Origin of the sequence: Spirosoma soli (assembly GCF_042684525.1) — a bacterium.
GTDB classification, from domain to species: domain Bacteria; phylum Bacteroidota; class Bacteroidia; order Cytophagales; family Spirosomataceae; genus Spirosoma; species Spirosoma soli.
In genome coordinates, this window is record NZ_JBHULN010000005.1 from 164630 (window position 1) to 182662 (window position 18033).

An 18033-nucleotide genomic window follows, 5' to 3' on the forward strand; every position below is an offset into this window, starting at 1 on the left:
GACGCCTACTTCGGCTTTTCTTCCTTAGGTTTTAACGTACCACGGGCAATGGGCTCAGGCTTCGACTTTGGGGTGGCAAAGCGTAGCAAGGTCGCGGTTGGCAAGGTGACCTTCGGCGATTTAACCACAAGCAGCTGGTAAGACCGAGTGCCGACTACCAGATTGTAATACGTAATATTATTTCCCGATTCCTGGGGCAGGCTCCAATTAGCTACCGGCTCTTTGGCCAGCAACGTTTCGTCCTCGTCGGTCAAAGCAGCATAAGCCGTATCGGGCTCAAAGTTTTTGCTGGTAACGCTCTCAATCACGGCAACTATAGAAGCAGATGTTGGCGGAGCCGATTTGGTTTGCGCTACCGCTGATGCTCCCATCAGCAGCAACGGTAAAAATAGGAATAGTGCTTTCATTGGTATAAGCAATGGTGATAACTCATCGTGTATTCAAGTTCTAACCATGCTGCTTCCTAAATGTTGTATAGATTCCAACGGTTGTCCGAGATAGGGAATCGTAGCTCGTAACATCTCTAAGCTAGACGTATTGTCAACATGAAACTCTCGATCAGATGCCTCGCTTTTATTTGTCTACTTGGATTTGGTTGTGACAACGATCCTATTCCGAGAGAAACACCAGACTGCATTAGGGATAGAATTAATCAGATTAAGAGCCAGGATAAATGGAATCCACCAGCGAAGGTCTTTCGCTACTCATACAAAGGACAACCTGTCTACTACATTCCATCCAGATGTTGTGACATTCCAGGTATAGTATTGGATGCACAATGTAACGTAGTTTGCGCCCCAGATGGAGGTTTAGGCGGCTCTGGAGACGGAACATGCACTGATTTCTTTAAGTCCCGAACAGACGAACAGCTGATTTGGCAAGATTCCAGAAAATAAGCTTACTCTTGACGAATAGCTGAGGGCTTAGCCTAATATGCCCAAGAACAACGTTCCACTAGCCAACAATAGCCACTACGCGAGCTGGGGCCGCAGACGCCCCAACAATCTTGAGGGGAAACACACAGACTTTGAAGCCGAACGGCGGTAACGCGCCCAGATTAACGAGTTGCTCCATATGGCAGTATTCGTGTTCACGCCCTACTAAGTGTGCCTGCCAGAACAACTCACGATTTTGGGTTTGTTTAGCCTGCTTCACCATGTAGGGCAGCGGCAGATCCCAGCCCCACTGGTCGATCCCCATCACCTTAATGCCCTGGTCAATGAGCCAGCGCGTGGCTTCGGGGCTCATCCCGGTTCCTTTTTCGGCAAACTCTTTTGTGCCGTTGAGTACATCCCTACCCGTCCGAATTAAAACTATCATCGAAGGCGTAAGTACTGCTCCGGTTTTTTGTAGCGCTTCCTCTAAATCGGCAACGGTTATAAGATCAAAGTCAGCTTTATGACTTACATCGATGACTACGCCATCGCCGTAGCACCACTCCAGCGGAATCTGGTCAATCGTTTTGGCGGGTTGCCCTGCCACCGTGGGTGAATAGTGCCAGGGAGCATCGAGGTGAGTTGTCGAGTGAACGCCCATCGACTTAATAGTGTCATCGGCCCAGCCGGTAAAGTTTTTAGGAAAAAGCCCGAACGGCAAACCCAGAAAACGAATCAGCCAGCGAGCCCGGCTGTGAGGTTTGTGCTTTATCTTAACCCGCATGAACCAAGGGTCGTTGGCATTGTAACGGATTGGTTTTGACAGGTCAATAAGCTGTGGCATTGCGAGTATCAGTCAGCAGTGAAGAGGTAGTTCACTCAAAAATAACAGGACTAACTAATTCAACCGTGAATTGCCGTTCAAACTACCATTCGCGGAGCCACTACTAGCCTGTCACCAATGCGTCCGACGCCCTACAGAAGGTCACCGACAATGTCAAAGATTATTAATCAGAAAACCATGCTGAACGTGCTGCCCTGGCCCGGTGTCGATTCGGCCGTTAGCTGGCCACCATGAAGCTGCATAATCTGCCGCGACAAGCTCAATCCAATGCCGGAGCCGGTTTTCTTAGTAGTGTAGAAGGGAATGAAAATTTGCTCCAGCGCTTCAGGCTCGATACCAGGCCCGTTGTCCGACACCCGAATGATAACCCGTGGCCCGTCGGCTACCGCTTCAAGCTGAATAACGGGGCTGGCATGATTCGACCACCCCGCGGTGCTTTCCAGGCTTTCCACCGCGTTTTTAAGTAAGTTCAACAACACCATCTCGATTTGAGTAGCATCGGCCCGAATCGCCAGATTTGGGGAAGTCGTGGTAATAGAAATCTGCGTTTTCTGGGCGTTTGTTTGCGCCAGTTGGGCAACATGTCGGAGCAGTTGATCGACCGGTACGTCGGCAAATACCGGTTGCGGAATCGTCGTGAAGTGGCGGTAGGCATCAACGAAGCGCATCACTCCGGCTCCCCGTTGCTCAATGGTCGTTAAAGCATCGCGCAGATCACTGACCGATTCAGATACAATAGACGGCAGGTTTGCGTGATTTCCGGAAGGTGTCCCGTCGAGACCCAGCGTTTCAACTGCCTGTTCACTTTTGGTAAATGGTACTAAGTCGGTTTCTACAATGTCGCGCATGGTGCCCGCCAGCGACACAATCGGCGTTATGGAATTCATGATCTCGTGCCGTAATACCTTAGTTAGGTTTTGCCAGGCTTCGAGTTCGCGCTGTTGTAGCTCGGTGCGAATGTTTTGTAGAGAAGCAACCGTTATCAGCCGCCCCCTCAGCCGAACGGCCGTACAACGAACCGATAGCTCTCCATCCGTTCCAGTCTGGTACATGATGGGGGCCGATGCATTCGTAGCCGACCGGAGTAATTCAGCTAAATCTTTGTGAGTTGCGTTGAGGTCGTTTAACGTCCGGATTCGATAAATACCCAGTAGCCTCAGGGCTGTTTGATTAACCAACTCAACCTGCCCCGATGCGTCGAAGGTTAGTAAACCTACACTGACGTGCTGAACAATGGTGTTAACATAGTGCAAATTAGCTTCCTTTTCGGCCCGAGCCTGCCGAAACGCATCCAGCACCTCGTTGAACTGGTCGTTAAGGTCCAGAAATGTAGGCCCCAGGTTACTATCCGTACGAAAGGCAACGGCAAAGTCTGAATACCGAACCGACTCCAGAAAACGGGTAAGCTTACGGTTTAGCCCTGTAACGTATTGGTAAAGGTTGATGCCTAAGACAAGCAGTAGTATCGATGATGGAAACAGCCAGAACTGATTCGTTTGGCGTAAATACATCGTCACTATCGCGCCGGTCACGACAACGATGGCGACAATACGCCAACCAATACCAATGGCGAAACGGTTCATAGCTGATTAGGCAATCCAGCTGAATGGATACTCAAGTTCAGGCACTTTTGTGCGCTCTGCCACCCGACGCAGCCGATTCGGTAGCGCCATCAGGTAGTCGCGGGCACGCTGTCCGGCATCGTTCAGGTCAACAATTGACCCAATGTTCCAATCCACCAGCAATGACTCGGCAATGTCGATGTAATCGTTGGTGGTATAGACGCCGACGCGCTGGGCAGCGTCCGAAAAGTGGCTGAACGTTTGGCCAATTTTAACGCCAGTTTCGCGCAGGAAGTGAGCGGGCATCACGATTTTCTTGCGCATCATATCTTCAAATGCCAGCATCATTTCGGACGGATCGACCTCGAAAATCTGGCTCACAAAGGCTTTATAGGCTTTGGCATGGCGCATTTCGTCAGATGCAATCACCCCGCATATTTTTGATAACTGTGGGCACCCCGCCTGTTTAGCCAGCGTAGCCGTCCGGCGGTGCGATACGTTGGTGGCCAGTTCCTGAAACGACGTATAGACGAAATTGCGGTACGGATCACGTCCGGTGCCGATATCAAATCCATCAGCGATTAAGTACTGCGTCGACACTTCCATGGCCCGCATATTAACCCGCCCTGACAGATACAGAAACTTGTTGAGTAAGTCGCCATGCCGATTTTCTTCGGCGGTCCAGCCACGAATCCAGCGGGTCCAGCCCTGCGGATCGGCCTGGTTAATGCCTTCCATATCCATCAGCCATGACTCATACGTCGGTAGGGCTTCTTCGGTAATGGTGTCGCCGATGAGTACCGCCACGTAGTCGTAAGACAATTCACGAGCACTTTCACGGAGTAACTTAACCTCATCCAGAAAATTATCCTTAGTGGCATCGGGCAATAAATCGGCCGGTTGCCAATGTGATTCAACGGGCTTAAGAAACTCTCCGATCAAGGCGTCAATCTTCTCGCCTACGAAACGCATAACATCCAAACGTGTCCCTGATAAACTCATGTAAAATCAACACAGAAATTTGACAAATAATCCAAAAACCTAACAAAGTACGGTTAAAATCAGTACTCGATTACCTTCATATTACGATTTCTACCCAATAAACGGTGGTTGATCGTTAATTTTGGCCGTCGTCAATTAACTCCGTTGAAGCTATTCCGCGGAGTGGTCTTATGAAAAAAGTTATTGATTACCTATTGAGCTGCGTCTATCTGCTCTACTTTGGGCTGGTGTTAGTTGTGTTTCACGTTGCCCAAGTCGTGGCCTTTCACGCATTTGGCAAGCCAGCGCACAAAAAAACGGTCGACTGGATGAACGCCTTCATTGCCTACGGCTGGTACATAACGGGAAGTACTATCCGGTTTCAGCAACAGCCGGGCCTCCCCACCGATCGCCCGATCATATTCATAGCCAACCACCAGAGCATGTTTGATATTTCGCCCATCATCTGGTTTTTGCGTCGACACACGCCGGTTTTTGTTTCCAAGATCGAACTGGCGCATGGCATCCCGGGTGTATCGTATAACTTACGCAAGAGCGGGGCCGCGCTCATCGATCGGAAAGACCCTAAGCAAGCTATTGTTGAAATTGCGCGGCTGGGGAAGTTCATCAAAGAGCACAACTTTTCGGCGGTCATATTTCCGGAGGGCACCCGATCGTCGTCGGGCCAGATGCGCCCCTTTGTAACCGGCGGGGTTACTACGTTGCTGAAACGAGCCCCTAACGCCCTGGTGGTTCCGATTGCCGTTCGCGGAACGGGTCATTTTAACCCCAAAGGCGTCTTCCCGCTCCGGTCGTTTTCCAAAATGTCGTGGAAAGTCCTGCCCGGCATCGAACCGGCCGGTCATACACCCGATGAGGTAGTTCAGTTGGCGCGGGAGGCTATTGTCAGCGAATTGAATACGTAGCTTTTATACTTGTTAAGCTACTGCATAGCCTGTATACTGCCGGTATTGGGGTGGCTGAAAACCAATAACAATGTCTGACTTTGGCACGCCCATCTGCTCAAGCTCTTCGGCAACATCCCGATCTGTATTGTTGACCTGAATCCTGATTTTCCCATCAGGCTTGATGTCAAAATGATAAATAATAGCGTAACTAAACGCTTTTTTATCCCAGCCAATACTAACAAATTGATAATGATTACGTTCCGTATCGATAATCAATTGATTTTCTACATCCTGCAGATTAACGGGTATTATGTGAAGGTAGTCATTCAGGATCGCCAGAATGCTTTGGCGGTAATGATCTATCTTTTCCACGTGTTGATTGTTAATTTTTCGTCGTCGAAAGCCAATAAAAATAATTTAGCTTTTCCCGAATAAAACGAACACCCGGTGATTCGAACCGGTATTCGTATACTTCTTTGGGAACAGCCAGGAATAATATGCGGTCTTTTTCCTGCTCTTCAAGCAACAGTCGATAGTTTGTATACTGGCCAACCGCCTGATGAAAATCCCGCATAAACGAGGGACTTAAGAAGCTTTTTACCTCTACAGCAATTTTTTCAAGCTGGTTATCACCCGCTCGCTCTGCGGCTAAAATACGCTCTGCCCTAAATCAACATCTAAGTCAAAGCCAAGCAGTCGGATGGGGTACGGATCGTGGGTAATTGTCCAGCCATCTTTTTCAAGGGCTGTCCTTACAGCCTGGTGAAATATATCTTTTGCCATAAACTCAGGGACACCAGCAAAGATACGCTGTTTCTGGTCGTTACAGCCCGAACTTCTCCAATCGCCGGTACAAGGCCTGCCGCGATAGACCCAGTTCTTTCGCTACGTCGGTAATGCTGCCCCGGTGCTTTTGCATAGCTTGCTGAATCAGGTGGCGCTCCATGTCTTCTAGCTGCAGTGTCTCATTTACCGGCGTTGTGGCTGAGGCATCTTTTCTGAACACGAAATCGCCCGGCTCCAGCGTCGTTCCTTTCGTTAGTTCAGGCCGTGCCAAAATAACGGCGCGCTCAATGGCGTGCTGCAACTCCCGCACATTGCCCGGCCAGCGGTATTGCTTCATCTCAGCCAGCAGTGCCGGGCTTAGACTGGTCACCGGACGATTGTATTGCTTGGCGTATTTCTTCAGGAAGTACTCGGCGAGTGGCCCAATGTCGGTTGGGCGATCACGCAGGGCGGGTAAGTGCAGCTCAATTGTGTTGATCCGATAAAGCAAATCCTGGCGGAAGGCGCGCTCTGCTACGCGCTCGTTAAGGTCGGCGTTGGTGGCGCAAATAAGCCGCACATCAACCGACTTAGCTTTGTTGGCCCCAACGCGGGTTACCTGCCGTTGTTGCAGCACCGTTAAAAGCCGCGCCTGTTGCGAAGGTGTCAGGTTTCCAATTTCGTCGAGGAAGATTGTTCCGCCATTAGCCTCTTCAAATCGCCCGGCGCGATCTTCGCGGGCGTCGGTAAATGCGCCTTTTACGTGACCAAACAACTCGCTCTCGAACAGGCTCTCGGTTAAGGCACCGACGTCGACACTCACAAATGGCTTATCGCTCCGGTTCGAGTGCTCATGGATAGCGCGCGCAATCAGGTCTTTACCGGTGCCATTTTCACCTAAAATTAAGACGTTGGCATCTGTTGGCGCTACTCGCTCAACGGTCTCCAGTATAGGCCGCATGGCCGAGCCAATGATCGACGTTTGCTTGGGTGACGACGTACGTCCTTCAGCTTTAGTACCAGGCTCAGGCATTTGCAAACTACCGCCTGCTTTGGCAATAGCCGCCCGAATTGTGTCCAGAAACTTGTCGTTTTGCCAGGGTTTAAGCACGAAGTCAACGGCTCCGGCTTTAATAGCGCGAACAGCCATTTCTACGTCTCCGTAAGCCGTAAAGAGCACGACCCGCGCTTTGGGATCAATGTCCAGAATGCGGTCGAGCCACGCGAACCCTTCGCGCCCACTGCTCACATCACGCTGAAAATTCATGTCGAGCACAATGGCGTCATAGCGGTTGTTGTTGAGCAGAAACGGAAGTTTTTCGGGGTTCTTTTCGATGTCCACCGTACCAACGTGTCGTTTGAGCAGCAGCCGGGCCGCTAGTAACACGTCGGGGTCATCGTCAACGATGAGAAGTTTAGCATCTTGCATAGTTCAAAGATATACGGGAAGAGCAGATTGTTGCACGCAAATACTGGTTGAACGGCAGATTAGGCTTTTCTTACGTACTTTGACGATTATAAAGAGTCATTACATTGGTAGTACTACCTGTTGATTAAGGTTTATTTTTTCGACGATCACCGAAAAGCCCACTACAATTTAATGACGATCAATGACAATTTAATGACTGCTCATTACGCTCCTTTTAACGACCGTTGGTTTTATGCTCTTGTCGCCGTCGGCCTATTTCTGAACGCTACCGGCCTGTTTGCCCCAATCTTGGAACCCGATGGCGCTTTGTATGCCTGCATCGCCAAGACAATGGCCCAAACCGGCGATTTTGTTAATCTGTATGCGGTGGGCAGCGACTGGCTCGATAAACCCCATTTTCCGTTCTGGGTTACAGCTGTAAGCTATTTAATTTTTGGCGTTAATACGTTCGCCTATAAATTTCCGGCGTTACTGTTCTTTTTCGGCAGTGTGTTCTACGCGTACAAGTTCGCCCAGTTAACCTACTCAAAGCTGGTAGCGCAGGTAACCGCGCTTATCCTATTAACGGCTCTCCACGGTGTTATATCCAACAGTGACGTCCGGGCGGAGCCTTACCTAATGGGCCTCATTATGGGAGCCGTCTACCACTTTTACCGCGTCTTTGATACTCGTACGTCTTTCCCTCAACGATATAAGCTTACCAAATCAGTACATCTGCTGCTCGGGGCCTTACTAACTGGTTGCGCCCTGATGACAAAAGGCGTATTTGTGCTTGTGCCGATCGGGTCAGGCCTGGTACTGCATTGGCTGTTGACCGGCAACTGGCGTGAACTCCTGAAACCCCGCTGGTATCTGGCGGTTCTGTTATCTTTCTTGTTTACTCTGCCCGAAATGTATTGCCTCTACCAACAGTTTGATCTGCACCCCGAAAAAGTTGTTTTTGGTGAGACGGGTGTGTCGGGTGTGCGGTTTTTCTTTTGGGATAGTCAATTCGGTCGCTTCTTCAACACGGGACCAATTAAGGGCCAGGGCGACAAGTTCTTCTTCGTACACACATTACTTTGGGCGTTTCTGCCGTGGTCACTGCCGCTTTACGTCGGCATTGGTAAAGCGTTGGCCAGGGTAGTCAACCGACAGCCTAAGTCGCCAACCCAGAACCAGCCAGAATATATTTCGCTAGGTTCCGGCCTGGCAACGTTCGTGCTGTTTTCGCTGTCAGGCTTTCAGCTGCCACACTACATGAATATTGTGTTCCCATTTTTTGCCATTATAGCCGCTCAGTTTCTGGTCGGCTTAAAGCCACTTAACGTGCGTCGGTGGACCATTGGCCAAACCGTAATTGGAATCTTAGTTATCATTCTGATTGTCGCAATTTTGTTTGTCGTCCAGCCCGCGCAAGTTGGCCTTGCTTTGGGTTGGGTCGCTGTCGTTACATTGGCTACGTTCATTTTGTTTCGGCAAACGGACCTCCTATCGCTCACGGGGCGCATGGTGGGAGCCATGCTGGTAGTAGCCGGTATTTTGAATTTGTTTCTGTATCCAACCTTCATGTATTATCAGGCGGGCATGACGGCCGCCCGCTATGCGAATCAGCAACCAGGGCTATCTAACCGACCGACGATATTGTACGAACCTGGCACTGGTGTTGGCGGAGGTAGTTTCTGGACATACGAGTTTTATGCCGATGCACCCACGCGATACGCCCGCTCCGATTCGTCGTTGAGAAGACAGGTGCAGAGTGGACCGAAGCAAGTATTTACGACAGCCGTTTTTGCCGATTCGCTGGTTGCAAGAGGCTTCAACATCCGGCGAATTGCCGTATTTCCGTACTACCATGTTAGCGTATTAACGTATGCCTTTCTTAATCACGAAACCCGAGCCCAGACGGTCGAACCCTATGTGCTGGCTGAAGTAAAATAGAGCGACAAAAGCGGACAGCAATTTGTCCGAAACCGGACAGATAGCAAGCAATAAAATCCGATAAACAACTGATTTATAGGCACACAACCTAGTTGGCACGGCTATTGGGAAGTAGTAATCAGGCGAATGAGTCTCCGGCGTTTATTCGCGCTTTCACTATTTCACTCTTTCGCTCATTAACAATGGATCGCGTCTTACCTAAACGATTTTGGACAACACAGCGTATCGCCCTATCTGGTGGAGGTATACTGATTGCAGCTTTGCTGGCGTACACATTCTTTTTTGCCGATCGGCGCTCAAAACTCAACGTTGAAAAAGACAAAATTACCGTCTCGAATGTCACGACTGGGCCGTTTGAAGATTTCATTGCCGTAACGGGCGTTGTACAACCGCTGAAAACGATTCGCCTTGATGCTATCGCGGGTGGTTATGTAACCGAAAAATTAGTTGAAGGGGGTAGCATGGTAAAGCAGGGGGATGTCTTGTTGCGACTGGAAAACCAGAACCTGCGCCTAAACTTCCTGCAATCGGAGACGGAAGCCAACCGACTGGTCAACGACTTGCAGAATACCCGGCAGCGCTTACGGGTCGAGCGGTATTCGCAACGCAAAGCCCTATCGGACCTTGACTTTCAGATCAACCAGGCAAAAGACGTATTTGATCGCCAGGCCAAACTGTTTAAAGACAAGGTTGTCTCCGAGCAGGATTACGTAAAAGCGAAGCTAGACTACGAGAAGCTGGTGGAGCAACGTAAAATCGAGGCCGAGTCGCAGAAGTACCAGGAAGACAACGCCAAAATGCAGATTCAGATGCTGGAAGGCACGTTGGCCCGGACCCAGAAGAACGTAGCACTCTGGCAGCAAACGCTCAACAACCTTGTGGTGAAAGCCCCCGTATCAGGCCTGCTGTCGTCGATGGATATTGAAGTTGGATCGAACATTAACCAGGGTCAGAATATCGGCCAGATCGATGACCTGAACGGGTTTAAGATGCGGGTGGGTGTCGATGAACATTACAACAACCGCATCTTTACGGGTCTGAAAGGCTCGTTTGAGTATAACGGCGAGAAACACGAACTGGAGATCACGCGCGTTTATCCGGAGTCCAAGAATGGGCGCATCGATGTCGACATGGTTTTCACCAAAGTTGCCCCTAAGGGCATCAAGCGAGGCCAGTCGACACCAATCCAGTTGGAACTGGGTAAAGCAGCCAAGGCAACCTTATTACCCGTAGGTGGCTTCTTCTCCGATACCGGTGGTAACTGGGTGTACGTCGTTGATAACTCGGGAAAGCGGGCCGTCAAGCGTAACATTACACTGGGTCGCAAGAATCCAGAATATTACGAAGTGCTGGAAGGCCTCCAACCTGGCGAGCAAGTCATTACAAGTTCTTACGAAAACTTTGGTGATAACGAAGTCTTAGAATTTTAATAAGTCTGAACCGGGATTACACTGATTTTTGGATTAATCCGATTTTGTTGTTCGCTTTTAAAAGCAAAATCCTGTTAATCCACAAATCAGTGTAATCCCGGTTCAGACAACCATTCCAAATATGATCCAGACAATTAACCTTCAGAAACTCTTCGCAACCGAAGAAGTCGAAACCACTGCCCTGAACGGCATCAACATGGATGTGAAAGACGGCGAGTTTGTTGCCATTATGGGCCCATCGGGCTGCGGCAAATCAACGCTGCTCAACATTCTCGGCCTGCTGGACAATCCCAGTGATGGCGAGTACAATTTCTACGGCACAGAGGTTGCCAAAATGACGGAGCGGCAACGGGCGCAACTTCGAAAAGGCTCCATCGGGTTCGTCTTTCAGAGCTTTAACCTGATTGACGAATTAACCGTGTATGAAAACGTTGAGCTACCCTTGTTGTATCTGAAAACGCCCGCCGACGAACGTAAGGCGCGTGTAGAAGAAGCCCTGAACCGGATGAGCATTATGCACCGGAGAAATCACTTCCCGCAACAGCTGTCAGGTGGTCAGCAACAGCGGACAGCCATTGCCCGTGCCGTCGTTGCCAAGCCTAAGCTGATCCTGGCCGATGAGCCGACGGGTAACCTCGACTCGAAGAACGGAGAAGAAGTGATGAAGCTGTTAGGCGAATTGAACGACGAAGGCACGACCATTATCATGGTGACGCACTCCCCTTACGACGCTGGCTTTGCCCACCGAATCGTAAATCTGTTTGATGGTAAAGTGGTGACGGAGAATTTCCACGTCTGAACCGGGATTGGGAGGATTTAAAAGACTTTCAAGATTTGTTCATAGAAACGGACAGCAAAATTCTGTCAATCCTTTAAAAATCCTAGTTCAGACATCTTGGTTCAAAGGAAGGTGTTCAGGTCAATTTGTAGCACTTCCGAGAACGACGATTCAGTGGCCTTACTGCCGTCGCCAAACCGATAACGAAGCCATTTTTGAGTTTTGTAATTGTAGATGAATCCCTCGCGAATGCCGTAAATATCTTCGTCAATAAGTTGAATAACCTTTTGTAGGTCGCCTTTCTGACCATTGGTTTTGCAGACTTCAATGATGATTGGCGTTTGATCGGTGTCGTTATCGACTAAAGATAAGTCAGGGACTGGACTGGCTTTTGTATCATCGAGCATCGTTTCCGGTAGCGGCTCCAGTCTTATCGTTTTTTTATGATGATAAAGAATACCTAAACCTATTGTTAGTCTGGATATGATTCGCTGATGATCAACAGGTGCCCAGACGCCAAAGTCCTCGTTAGCGACGGATGGAAGAATAGCCGGTGGAAAATACATAGTACATGCGTGTTTCTCACAAAACTAACCGAAAACCAACATGTTCCGCAACTACCTCAAAATCGCTCTACGTACCCTGTGGCGCAACCGATTGTTTACAGGGATAAACATGCTTGGGCTGTCGGTAGGGCTTGCCTGCGTGGTGGTGTTGATACTGTTTGCCCAAAAATGTTTAACCTGGGATAGTACCCACGCTAAGCTTGACCGTATTTACTACGTAAGGACGCAATATCCGGGCGGTGATGCCGGCAACCAGACGGTATACCCGTTACTCGACCAGATGCTGCGTGATTACCCTGAGATTGAAACCGGTACGCATAATCAAAGCTGGAATTGGCCGTGGATTGAGTACGGCGGTAAGAGTATTCAGGAGTCAACCCGATACGTAGATTCGACCTATTTCCGAGTGTTTACATTTCCGTTCAAATACGGCGATCCAGCGACCGCGCTTAAAAATAAACGGTCGGTGGTGCTGAGTGAAAAAATAGCGCAAAACCTGTTTGGCGAAACCAATCCCGTCGGCAAGTACGTAACAGTCAATGATACGCTCCAATATGCCGTTACAGGTGTTCTAGCGAAACTACCTTCTAACTCATCGCAGCAGTTTGAGGTCTTGCTACCAGCCGCTAATTTGTACGATAACCCCTACTTTCCCGAAAACGCCGATTGGTCTAATACCTTCGCATCAACGTTCATACTCCTTAAGGAAGGCGCCGACCCTGCCCAACTAGAGGCCAAGCTACCTCGGTTAGTAAAGGCACATTATAAGGCTCATGCCCAGAATTCGACATTACGATTAGCTCCATTTAAAGATTATATCTATACCGAAAATCCGTCGTTTCAGGGTCTGATTTATGGGGCGATCCTGATTGCTTTGTTTCTGCTATTCATCATCAGCGTCAATCTCATTAACTTAAATACAGCCTCGGCCCTCCCACGCGCTAAAGAAGTGGCCATGCGGCAGGTGGTAGGCGCTACACGCCGGTTAGTACTCAATCAGTTTTGGATCGAATCAGGCTTAGTCGTTATTCTTTCGCTGGCGCTGTCTGTACTGTTCGCTCTGTATTACCTGATTCCTAATTTCAATCAGTTACGCAGTGAAAATATGCAGTTGGTCATTAATTTGGCCACAGACTATCCTACTATCCTGATGGTACTGGGCGTTGCGCTGGCGGTAGCCGTGGTAGCCGGTACGTACCCAGCGCTGTATCTGCTAAACCTGAAAACGACTGAGGCCGTAAAAGGCAAAATTTCGGCCAGTCCAAGGCAGGGGCGGCTCCGTCAGAACGCCCTGATCGTATTACAGTTTGTATTGGCCGTTGTGCTGATCCTCGGCACCATTGGCATGCGTCAACAGCTCAAGTACATGAAAGAAGCTAACCTAGGCTACGATAAAGAGAATGTACTGGTGTTTAAAACAGACTTAGCTTACCGAGACGAAAAAGTAGCTTCATCACGGGCAAAAGGCATTTTTGATCAGCTTCGGCAAAACCCGAATGTGGTTTCATTTACCAGTACGTACTACACTCCTGTTGCCTATCAGGATAACTTCAACCAGTATTACCCAGACGGCAATCAAAGCCAGCAAGTTCACATGCGGCATATGGGTGGAGCCGTCAACTACACCGAAACGCTGAAGATACCGATGCTGGAAGGGCGTAATTTTTCCGATGCCACACCGGCCGATTCGGTCAGCAATGCAGTCATTATTAACGAATCAGCCATGCGGGCCTTCGGTTGGAAAACGGCGGTAGGCAAGAAGCTTCGTCAGCTCAACAACTCCTCAGCCTATACTATCATCGGCGTAACCAAGGACTACCATTACCGCGACCTAACCAGTCGGGTGGAACCGATGCTCCAGGCTTACAGTGGCCGCGAAAGTCTCAGTGGGTATCTGATGATTCGGATTGCTGATCCAAGCAAAGCCCCTGCTCTCTTTCATGAGTTAGATCGTGAGTTCAAAAAGATTCCAGCCCGGCGTGCGCTCAGCTATACGTACCTATCCGACGATATAGTGCGGTCCTATCTGTCGCTCGATAATATTTGGCAGATGATCCGCTTCGTGACCATGATCGCTATCTTGACAGCCTGTGCAGGTATCTTTGGTCTAATCTCACTAGTAGCGCGGCAGCGCACCAAAGAGATTGGCGTTCGAAAAGTACTGGGTGCGTCGGTTGCCAGTGTTGCCATTCTTCTGTCGATGGATTTTCTTAAGCTGGTGTTGCTGGCGATTTTTATTGCTGGCCCTATTGGCTGGTGGCTTGGCCAGGATCTGCTAAACTACTTTGCTTATCACACCAATGTTCAATGGTGGTACGTGGCCGTGGCGGGCGCATTAGCCATAGGTATTGCGTTAGTATCAGTACTCTTCCAAGCGCTCAAAGCTGCGCTGATGAACCCGGTCAATGCATTACGCAGCGAATAAATAAGTCATGTCATGAAAACACGCTTAACAATTTCTTTTGTTGGCCTCAGACTTATTGTCTCAGCTCAGACGATCGTGAAAAGCATGCAAACGACCAATAACGATAAGACGCTGGCGATGAATATCGTCGGTAAACGAGACGGGCGGCCGTTCCGGCATAATCTGCATTTTGATGTAGAGGGCCTGACTCAAATGCAACGAGATTCGCTTTATGAGCAGACCCTTCATACGCTCGGCGTATTAGGGATCAAAAACGTACCAGGTCTAAAGCCGTTAAAAAGTACTGTAGATGAACAAAACGATAACAAAGCACAAGAAAGTAGTGCCGTTACGTTCGGGTGCGAAACCTGTACGGGTAAGGGTCGGCTAGAGGTTTATGGCAATAACTTTCTAATGACCCGATCATTTAATACGAAACGCGATGCTCAACCGCTGTTCCCGTTAACAGTTCGCTTGAGTGCAGGGCAATATCGCAACAAATACTGGCAGAATGGCGTACTGCAAACGGAACTTCCATTTACGGTAAATGCCGGTGAAGCAAATGAAGTGAAGATAAAGTAGTGGCCAGTCGTTAGAGCAGAAATTCGTTCAGATCTAACTGTAGTACGTCAGAGAAGGATTGTGATTCGAGTTGCCAGCCACTGTCTTTGCGGTACTGGTGCCAGTCATGGGTTTTGTAGTTGTAAACGAATGCTTCCAGAATACCGTAGCTGCCTTCATCAACCAACTGCATTATCTTTTTGAGGTCTTTTTTCAGGCCTTCCTGATTGCAGACCTCAATAATGATACGGCTCTCGGCAGTCTCATTATCGTAAAGCAACAGATCAGGGACCGGGCTGGCTTTTGATTCATCAATCATTGTCTCCGGGAAGGGCTCTAGTTCAATAGATTTGTCTACATAAAAGAGCATACCTAGCCTGGTGTTGAGCTTACTGATGACGCGCTGATGGTCTTTAGGGCCATAGACACTCATATCGTCTTCATAGACGAACGAGTAATCAAAAGTTGGACGGTTTGTGTACATCGTGTTATTAGCTTATCGACAAGCAGCTTTTCTCCAAAGATAATAAAACAAAGTTTTATGTTCCGTTCCTATCTTAAGATCGCTCTGCGCAATTTGTGGAAGCACCGTACTCATACGGTCATCAACGTTGTGGGGCTTGCAGTGGCTTTTGCAACCGGCCTACTCCTGTTTCTGACCTCAGCGTTTGAGTTGTCGTACGACCGTTTTCACACCGACGCCGACCGCATCTTCCGGCTTTACTTTGAAGAAAACAACCGCGACGGCACCTCCAATAATAGTGCGTCGATGCCTTATCCGCTGACACCTGCTTTGAAGGCAGAGATTCCGGAACTAGAAGCCGTTACACGGATTATCTGGAGCAGTGGTGGCGTTCGCAGGGGCGATCAGACCTACCGAAAAATGGTCCGAAGCTGTGACGCTGATTTTCTGAAAGTGTTTTCGTTCCCGCTCAAAAAAGGCAATATTAACTCGGCGCTGGCCGATCTGAGCAACATTGTCATTAGTGAGAACATGGCCAAAGATGTGTTTGGCAAAGAAGATCCTATTGGCAAATCCCTGCAAATCCGAGTCGATGATGGCTGGCGTCCGTTCGTAGTTACGGGCATCATCGGCGACTTTCCGGACAATTCAACCCAGCAGTACGACGCCCTCATTCGGGTGGAAAACAAAGGCGATTATGCCGAATATAAATCTCGTTGGGACCATACAAACCATGATGTTTTTGTAAAGCTAAAGCCGGGTGTAACGCCAGCCATGCTGGAACGACGCTTGCAGGCTTTTACCAACAAATACTTTGCAAGCGACATCAAAGAGCGGGAGAAGGATTACCCCAAGAACAGGCTGGGTTATCAGAAAAGCCTGTTGTTAATGCCCCTAACGGATGTCCACTTCGATACTGAAACGGGTAACGGGCAGGGTGTCAGCCGCATGTATATTTACACGCTCCTGCTGGTCGGCCTGTTCATTTTGGTCATTGCCTGCATCAACTTCATTAACCTGACCATTGCTCAGGCAGTCGGCCGGGCCAGGGAAGTAGGCGTTCGTAAATCGCTCGGTGCAGGTCGAGCTCAGTTGTTTGGCCAAATTTGGGGCGAAACGTTTCTGCTTTGCTCGGTTTCGCTCCTTATCGGGCTGGGAGTAGCCTGGGGCTCTTTGCCCACCTTCAACCAATTATTTAGCAGCCACTTAAAATTAGATAATTTCCTCCAGGCCGACGTACTGACCGTGACTGGGCTAAGCTTTCTGTTAGTAACCCTCATAGCGGGCGGTTACCCTTCCTGGTTCGCGACACGGTTCAATGCAGTAGAGGTCTTGAAGGGTAAAGTGAGTATGAAACGGCCCGGCGTTTTACGTAACTCGCTCATCGTTGCCCAGTTTGCCATTGCCTGCCTGCTTATTGTCTGCACGCTGGTGATGGGTCAGCAGATAACGTATCTGCGCGAAAAACCAATGGGTATTAATGAAGAGCAGGTGATCAGCATACCGGTTGGGCAAGACCTCGACGGTGCGACTGCCCTACAGCAAGTCCGTAATCAGCTGGCCAACAAACCGAGCATCGTATCGGTGTCAGGTTCGGGTGTTAACATCGGCTCAGGACTGGACGGTAACTCGTCGCGCATGATGTTTGGCTTCGCCTACAAGAAACGAGATGTCCGCTGTGACTGGTTGCGGATTGATTTTGATTACTTAAAAACACTGGGCGTTAAACTGGTGCAGGGCCGTGATTTTAGCCCAACGTTTGGCACGGATACCGTATCGTCCGTGCTGATTTCGGAGAGCATGGCGAAACAATTGGGCGAGTCGAACCCCGTCGGTAAGTTCATTAAACCCGATCAAAAGCAATATCAGATCGTCGGCGTTGTCAGCGACTTCAATCTGTATTCATTGCATCAAAAGGCGGAGCCCATCACCTTACAAATGAGCGATGGGCCCATCAGCTACGTACTGGTTCGGGTAGCTCCCCAAAACCTGACGAGTGCGATGGAAACCGTGAAAGCAGCCTGGTCAGCCATTGCTCCCAAACAGGAATTTCAGGGCTCTTTCCTGAACGAGAACACCGACCGCTGGTACAGACGCGAACAACGACTATCGACTATTTTCTCGACGGCGGCTGGGATTGCTATCCTGCTATCGTGTATGGGCTTGTTCGCGATTGCCGTACTCAGCATTGAGCAACGTACCAAAGAAATTGGCGTGCGCAAAGTGCTGGGCGCATCAGTGGCGAGCATTGTCGGCTTGCTCTCGAAAGACTTTCTGAAGTTGGTCTTGATTGGAATCGTGATAGCCTCGCCCGTTGCCTGGTGGGCCATGAGCCAATGGTTAACAAATTTTGCCTATAAGATTGACATGCCGTGGTGGGTGTTTATTCTGGCGGGCGTACTCGCCGTGGTTATTGCGCTGCTGACCGTAAGCTACCAAAGCATCAGAGCCGCCCTAACAAACCCAGTGAAAAGTCTACGGTCAGAATAGCGAAGGGTTTTGGGCAGGGGGCAAAGGGTATAATTAACTATAGCCTTTCGCCCCTGA

16 protein-coding genes and 1 pseudogene are annotated in these 18033 nt (G+C 49.4%); 8 read left to right on the plus strand and 9 right to left on the minus strand.

What is annotated here, in order from left to right:
- Positions 1-5: 5 nt before the first annotated feature.
- Positions 6-407, minus strand: coding sequence for a hypothetical protein (locus ACFSUS_RS10190; RefSeq protein WP_381522156.1), 402 nt, complete (start codon positions 405-407; stop codon positions 6-8).
- 138 nt (positions 408-545) lie between these two features.
- Between ACFSUS_RS10190 and ACFSUS_RS10195 the strand changes: the two genes are divergently transcribed.
- Positions 546-896, plus strand: a complete 351-nt coding sequence (locus tag ACFSUS_RS10195; protein ID WP_381522158.1) for a DUF6970 domain-containing protein — start codon at positions 546-548, stop codon at positions 894-896.
- 58 nt (positions 897-954) lie between these two features.
- Here ACFSUS_RS10195 and ACFSUS_RS10200 read toward each other — a convergent pair whose 3' ends face one another.
- From ACFSUS_RS10200 to ACFSUS_RS10210, 3 genes are all read right to left on the minus strand, one after another.
- Positions 955-1719: a cyclase family protein gene (locus ACFSUS_RS10200; protein WP_381522159.1), complete on the minus strand. Its 765-nt coding sequence runs from the start codon at positions 1717-1719 to the stop codon at positions 955-957.
- Positions 1720-1886: 167 nt separating this feature from the next.
- Positions 1887-3302 (minus strand): sensor histidine kinase, encoded by a 1416-nt coding sequence (locus tag ACFSUS_RS10205; RefSeq protein WP_381522161.1) that lies wholly within the window; start codon positions 3300-3302, stop codon positions 1887-1889.
- 6 nt (positions 3303-3308) lie between these two features.
- Positions 3309-4253: an acyl-ACP desaturase gene (locus ACFSUS_RS10210; RefSeq protein ID WP_381522163.1), complete on the minus strand. Its 945-nt coding sequence runs from the start codon at positions 4251-4253 to the stop codon at positions 3309-3311.
- Between the two features lie 200 nt (positions 4254-4453).
- Between ACFSUS_RS10210 and ACFSUS_RS10215 the strand changes: the two genes are divergently transcribed.
- Positions 4454-5188: a lysophospholipid acyltransferase family protein gene (locus ACFSUS_RS10215; protein WP_381522164.1), complete on the plus strand. Its 735-nt coding sequence runs from the start codon at positions 4454-4456 to the stop codon at positions 5186-5188.
- 12 nt (positions 5189-5200) lie between these two features.
- On the opposite strand, the gene ACFSUS_RS10220 is transcribed toward ACFSUS_RS10215, so the two are convergent.
- The 3 genes and pseudogenes from ACFSUS_RS10220 to ACFSUS_RS10230 form a co-directional block, all read right to left on the minus strand.
- Positions 5201-5542 (minus strand): XisI protein, encoded by a 342-nt coding sequence (locus ACFSUS_RS10220; RefSeq protein WP_381522166.1) that lies wholly within the window; start codon positions 5540-5542, stop codon positions 5201-5203.
- 10 nt (positions 5543-5552) lie between these two features.
- Positions 5553-5953, minus strand: a pseudogene (locus tag ACFSUS_RS10225) (XisH family protein).
- 40 nt (positions 5954-5993) lie between these two features.
- Entirely contained in the window at positions 5994-7364 is a 1371-nt protein-coding gene (locus ACFSUS_RS10230) for a sigma-54-dependent transcriptional regulator (RefSeq protein WP_381522168.1), read from the minus strand.
- Between the two features lie 192 nt (positions 7365-7556).
- Between ACFSUS_RS10230 and ACFSUS_RS10235 the strand changes: the two genes are divergently transcribed.
- The 3 genes from ACFSUS_RS10235 to ACFSUS_RS10245 all read left to right on the plus strand — a co-directional run bounded on the left by ACFSUS_RS10235 (position 7557) and on the right by ACFSUS_RS10245 (position 11513).
- The gene (locus ACFSUS_RS10235) at positions 7557-9284 is read left to right on the plus strand and encodes an ArnT family glycosyltransferase (protein ID WP_381522170.1); all 1728 of its coding nucleotides are present in this window, start codon (positions 7557-7559) and stop codon (positions 9282-9284) included.
- A 182-nt stretch (positions 9285-9466) separates the two neighbouring features.
- A complete protein-coding gene (locus tag ACFSUS_RS10240) occupies positions 9467-10714 on the plus strand; it encodes an efflux RND transporter periplasmic adaptor subunit (RefSeq protein ID WP_381522172.1) in 1248 nt (415 codons plus the stop codon).
- Between the two features lie 121 nt (positions 10715-10835).
- Positions 10836-11513 (plus strand): ABC transporter ATP-binding protein, encoded by a 678-nt coding sequence (locus tag ACFSUS_RS10245; RefSeq protein WP_381522174.1) that lies wholly within the window; start codon positions 10836-10838, stop codon positions 11511-11513.
- 101 nt (positions 11514-11614) lie between these two features.
- On the opposite strand, the gene ACFSUS_RS10250 is transcribed toward ACFSUS_RS10245, so the two are convergent.
- Positions 11615-12058 (minus strand): hypothetical protein, encoded by a 444-nt coding sequence (locus ACFSUS_RS10250; protein ID WP_381522176.1) that lies wholly within the window; start codon positions 12056-12058, stop codon positions 11615-11617.
- A 40-nt stretch (positions 12059-12098) separates the two neighbouring features.
- Here ACFSUS_RS10250 and ACFSUS_RS10255 point away from each other — a divergent pair, with 40 nt between their 5' ends.
- Positions 12099-14483: an ABC transporter permease gene (locus tag ACFSUS_RS10255; RefSeq protein ID WP_381522178.1), complete on the plus strand. Its 2385-nt coding sequence runs from the start codon at positions 12099-12101 to the stop codon at positions 14481-14483.
- A gap of 12 nt (positions 14484-14495) precedes the next feature.
- Positions 14496-15044, plus strand: a complete 549-nt coding sequence (locus tag ACFSUS_RS10260) for a hypothetical protein (protein WP_381522180.1) — start codon at positions 14496-14498, stop codon at positions 15042-15044.
- Positions 15045-15054: 10 nt separating this feature from the next.
- Here the strand turns inward: ACFSUS_RS10260 and ACFSUS_RS10265 are convergent, their stop codons facing one another.
- Positions 15055-15507 (minus strand): hypothetical protein, encoded by a 453-nt coding sequence (locus ACFSUS_RS10265; RefSeq protein WP_381522182.1) that lies wholly within the window; start codon positions 15505-15507, stop codon positions 15055-15057.
- 57 nt (positions 15508-15564) lie between these two features.
- On the opposite strand from ACFSUS_RS10265, the gene ACFSUS_RS10270 reads away from it, so the two are divergent.
- Positions 15565-17976, plus strand: coding sequence for an ABC transporter permease (locus ACFSUS_RS10270; RefSeq protein WP_381522184.1), 2412 nt, complete (start codon positions 15565-15567; stop codon positions 17974-17976).
- Positions 17977-18033: the final 57 nt, after the last annotated feature.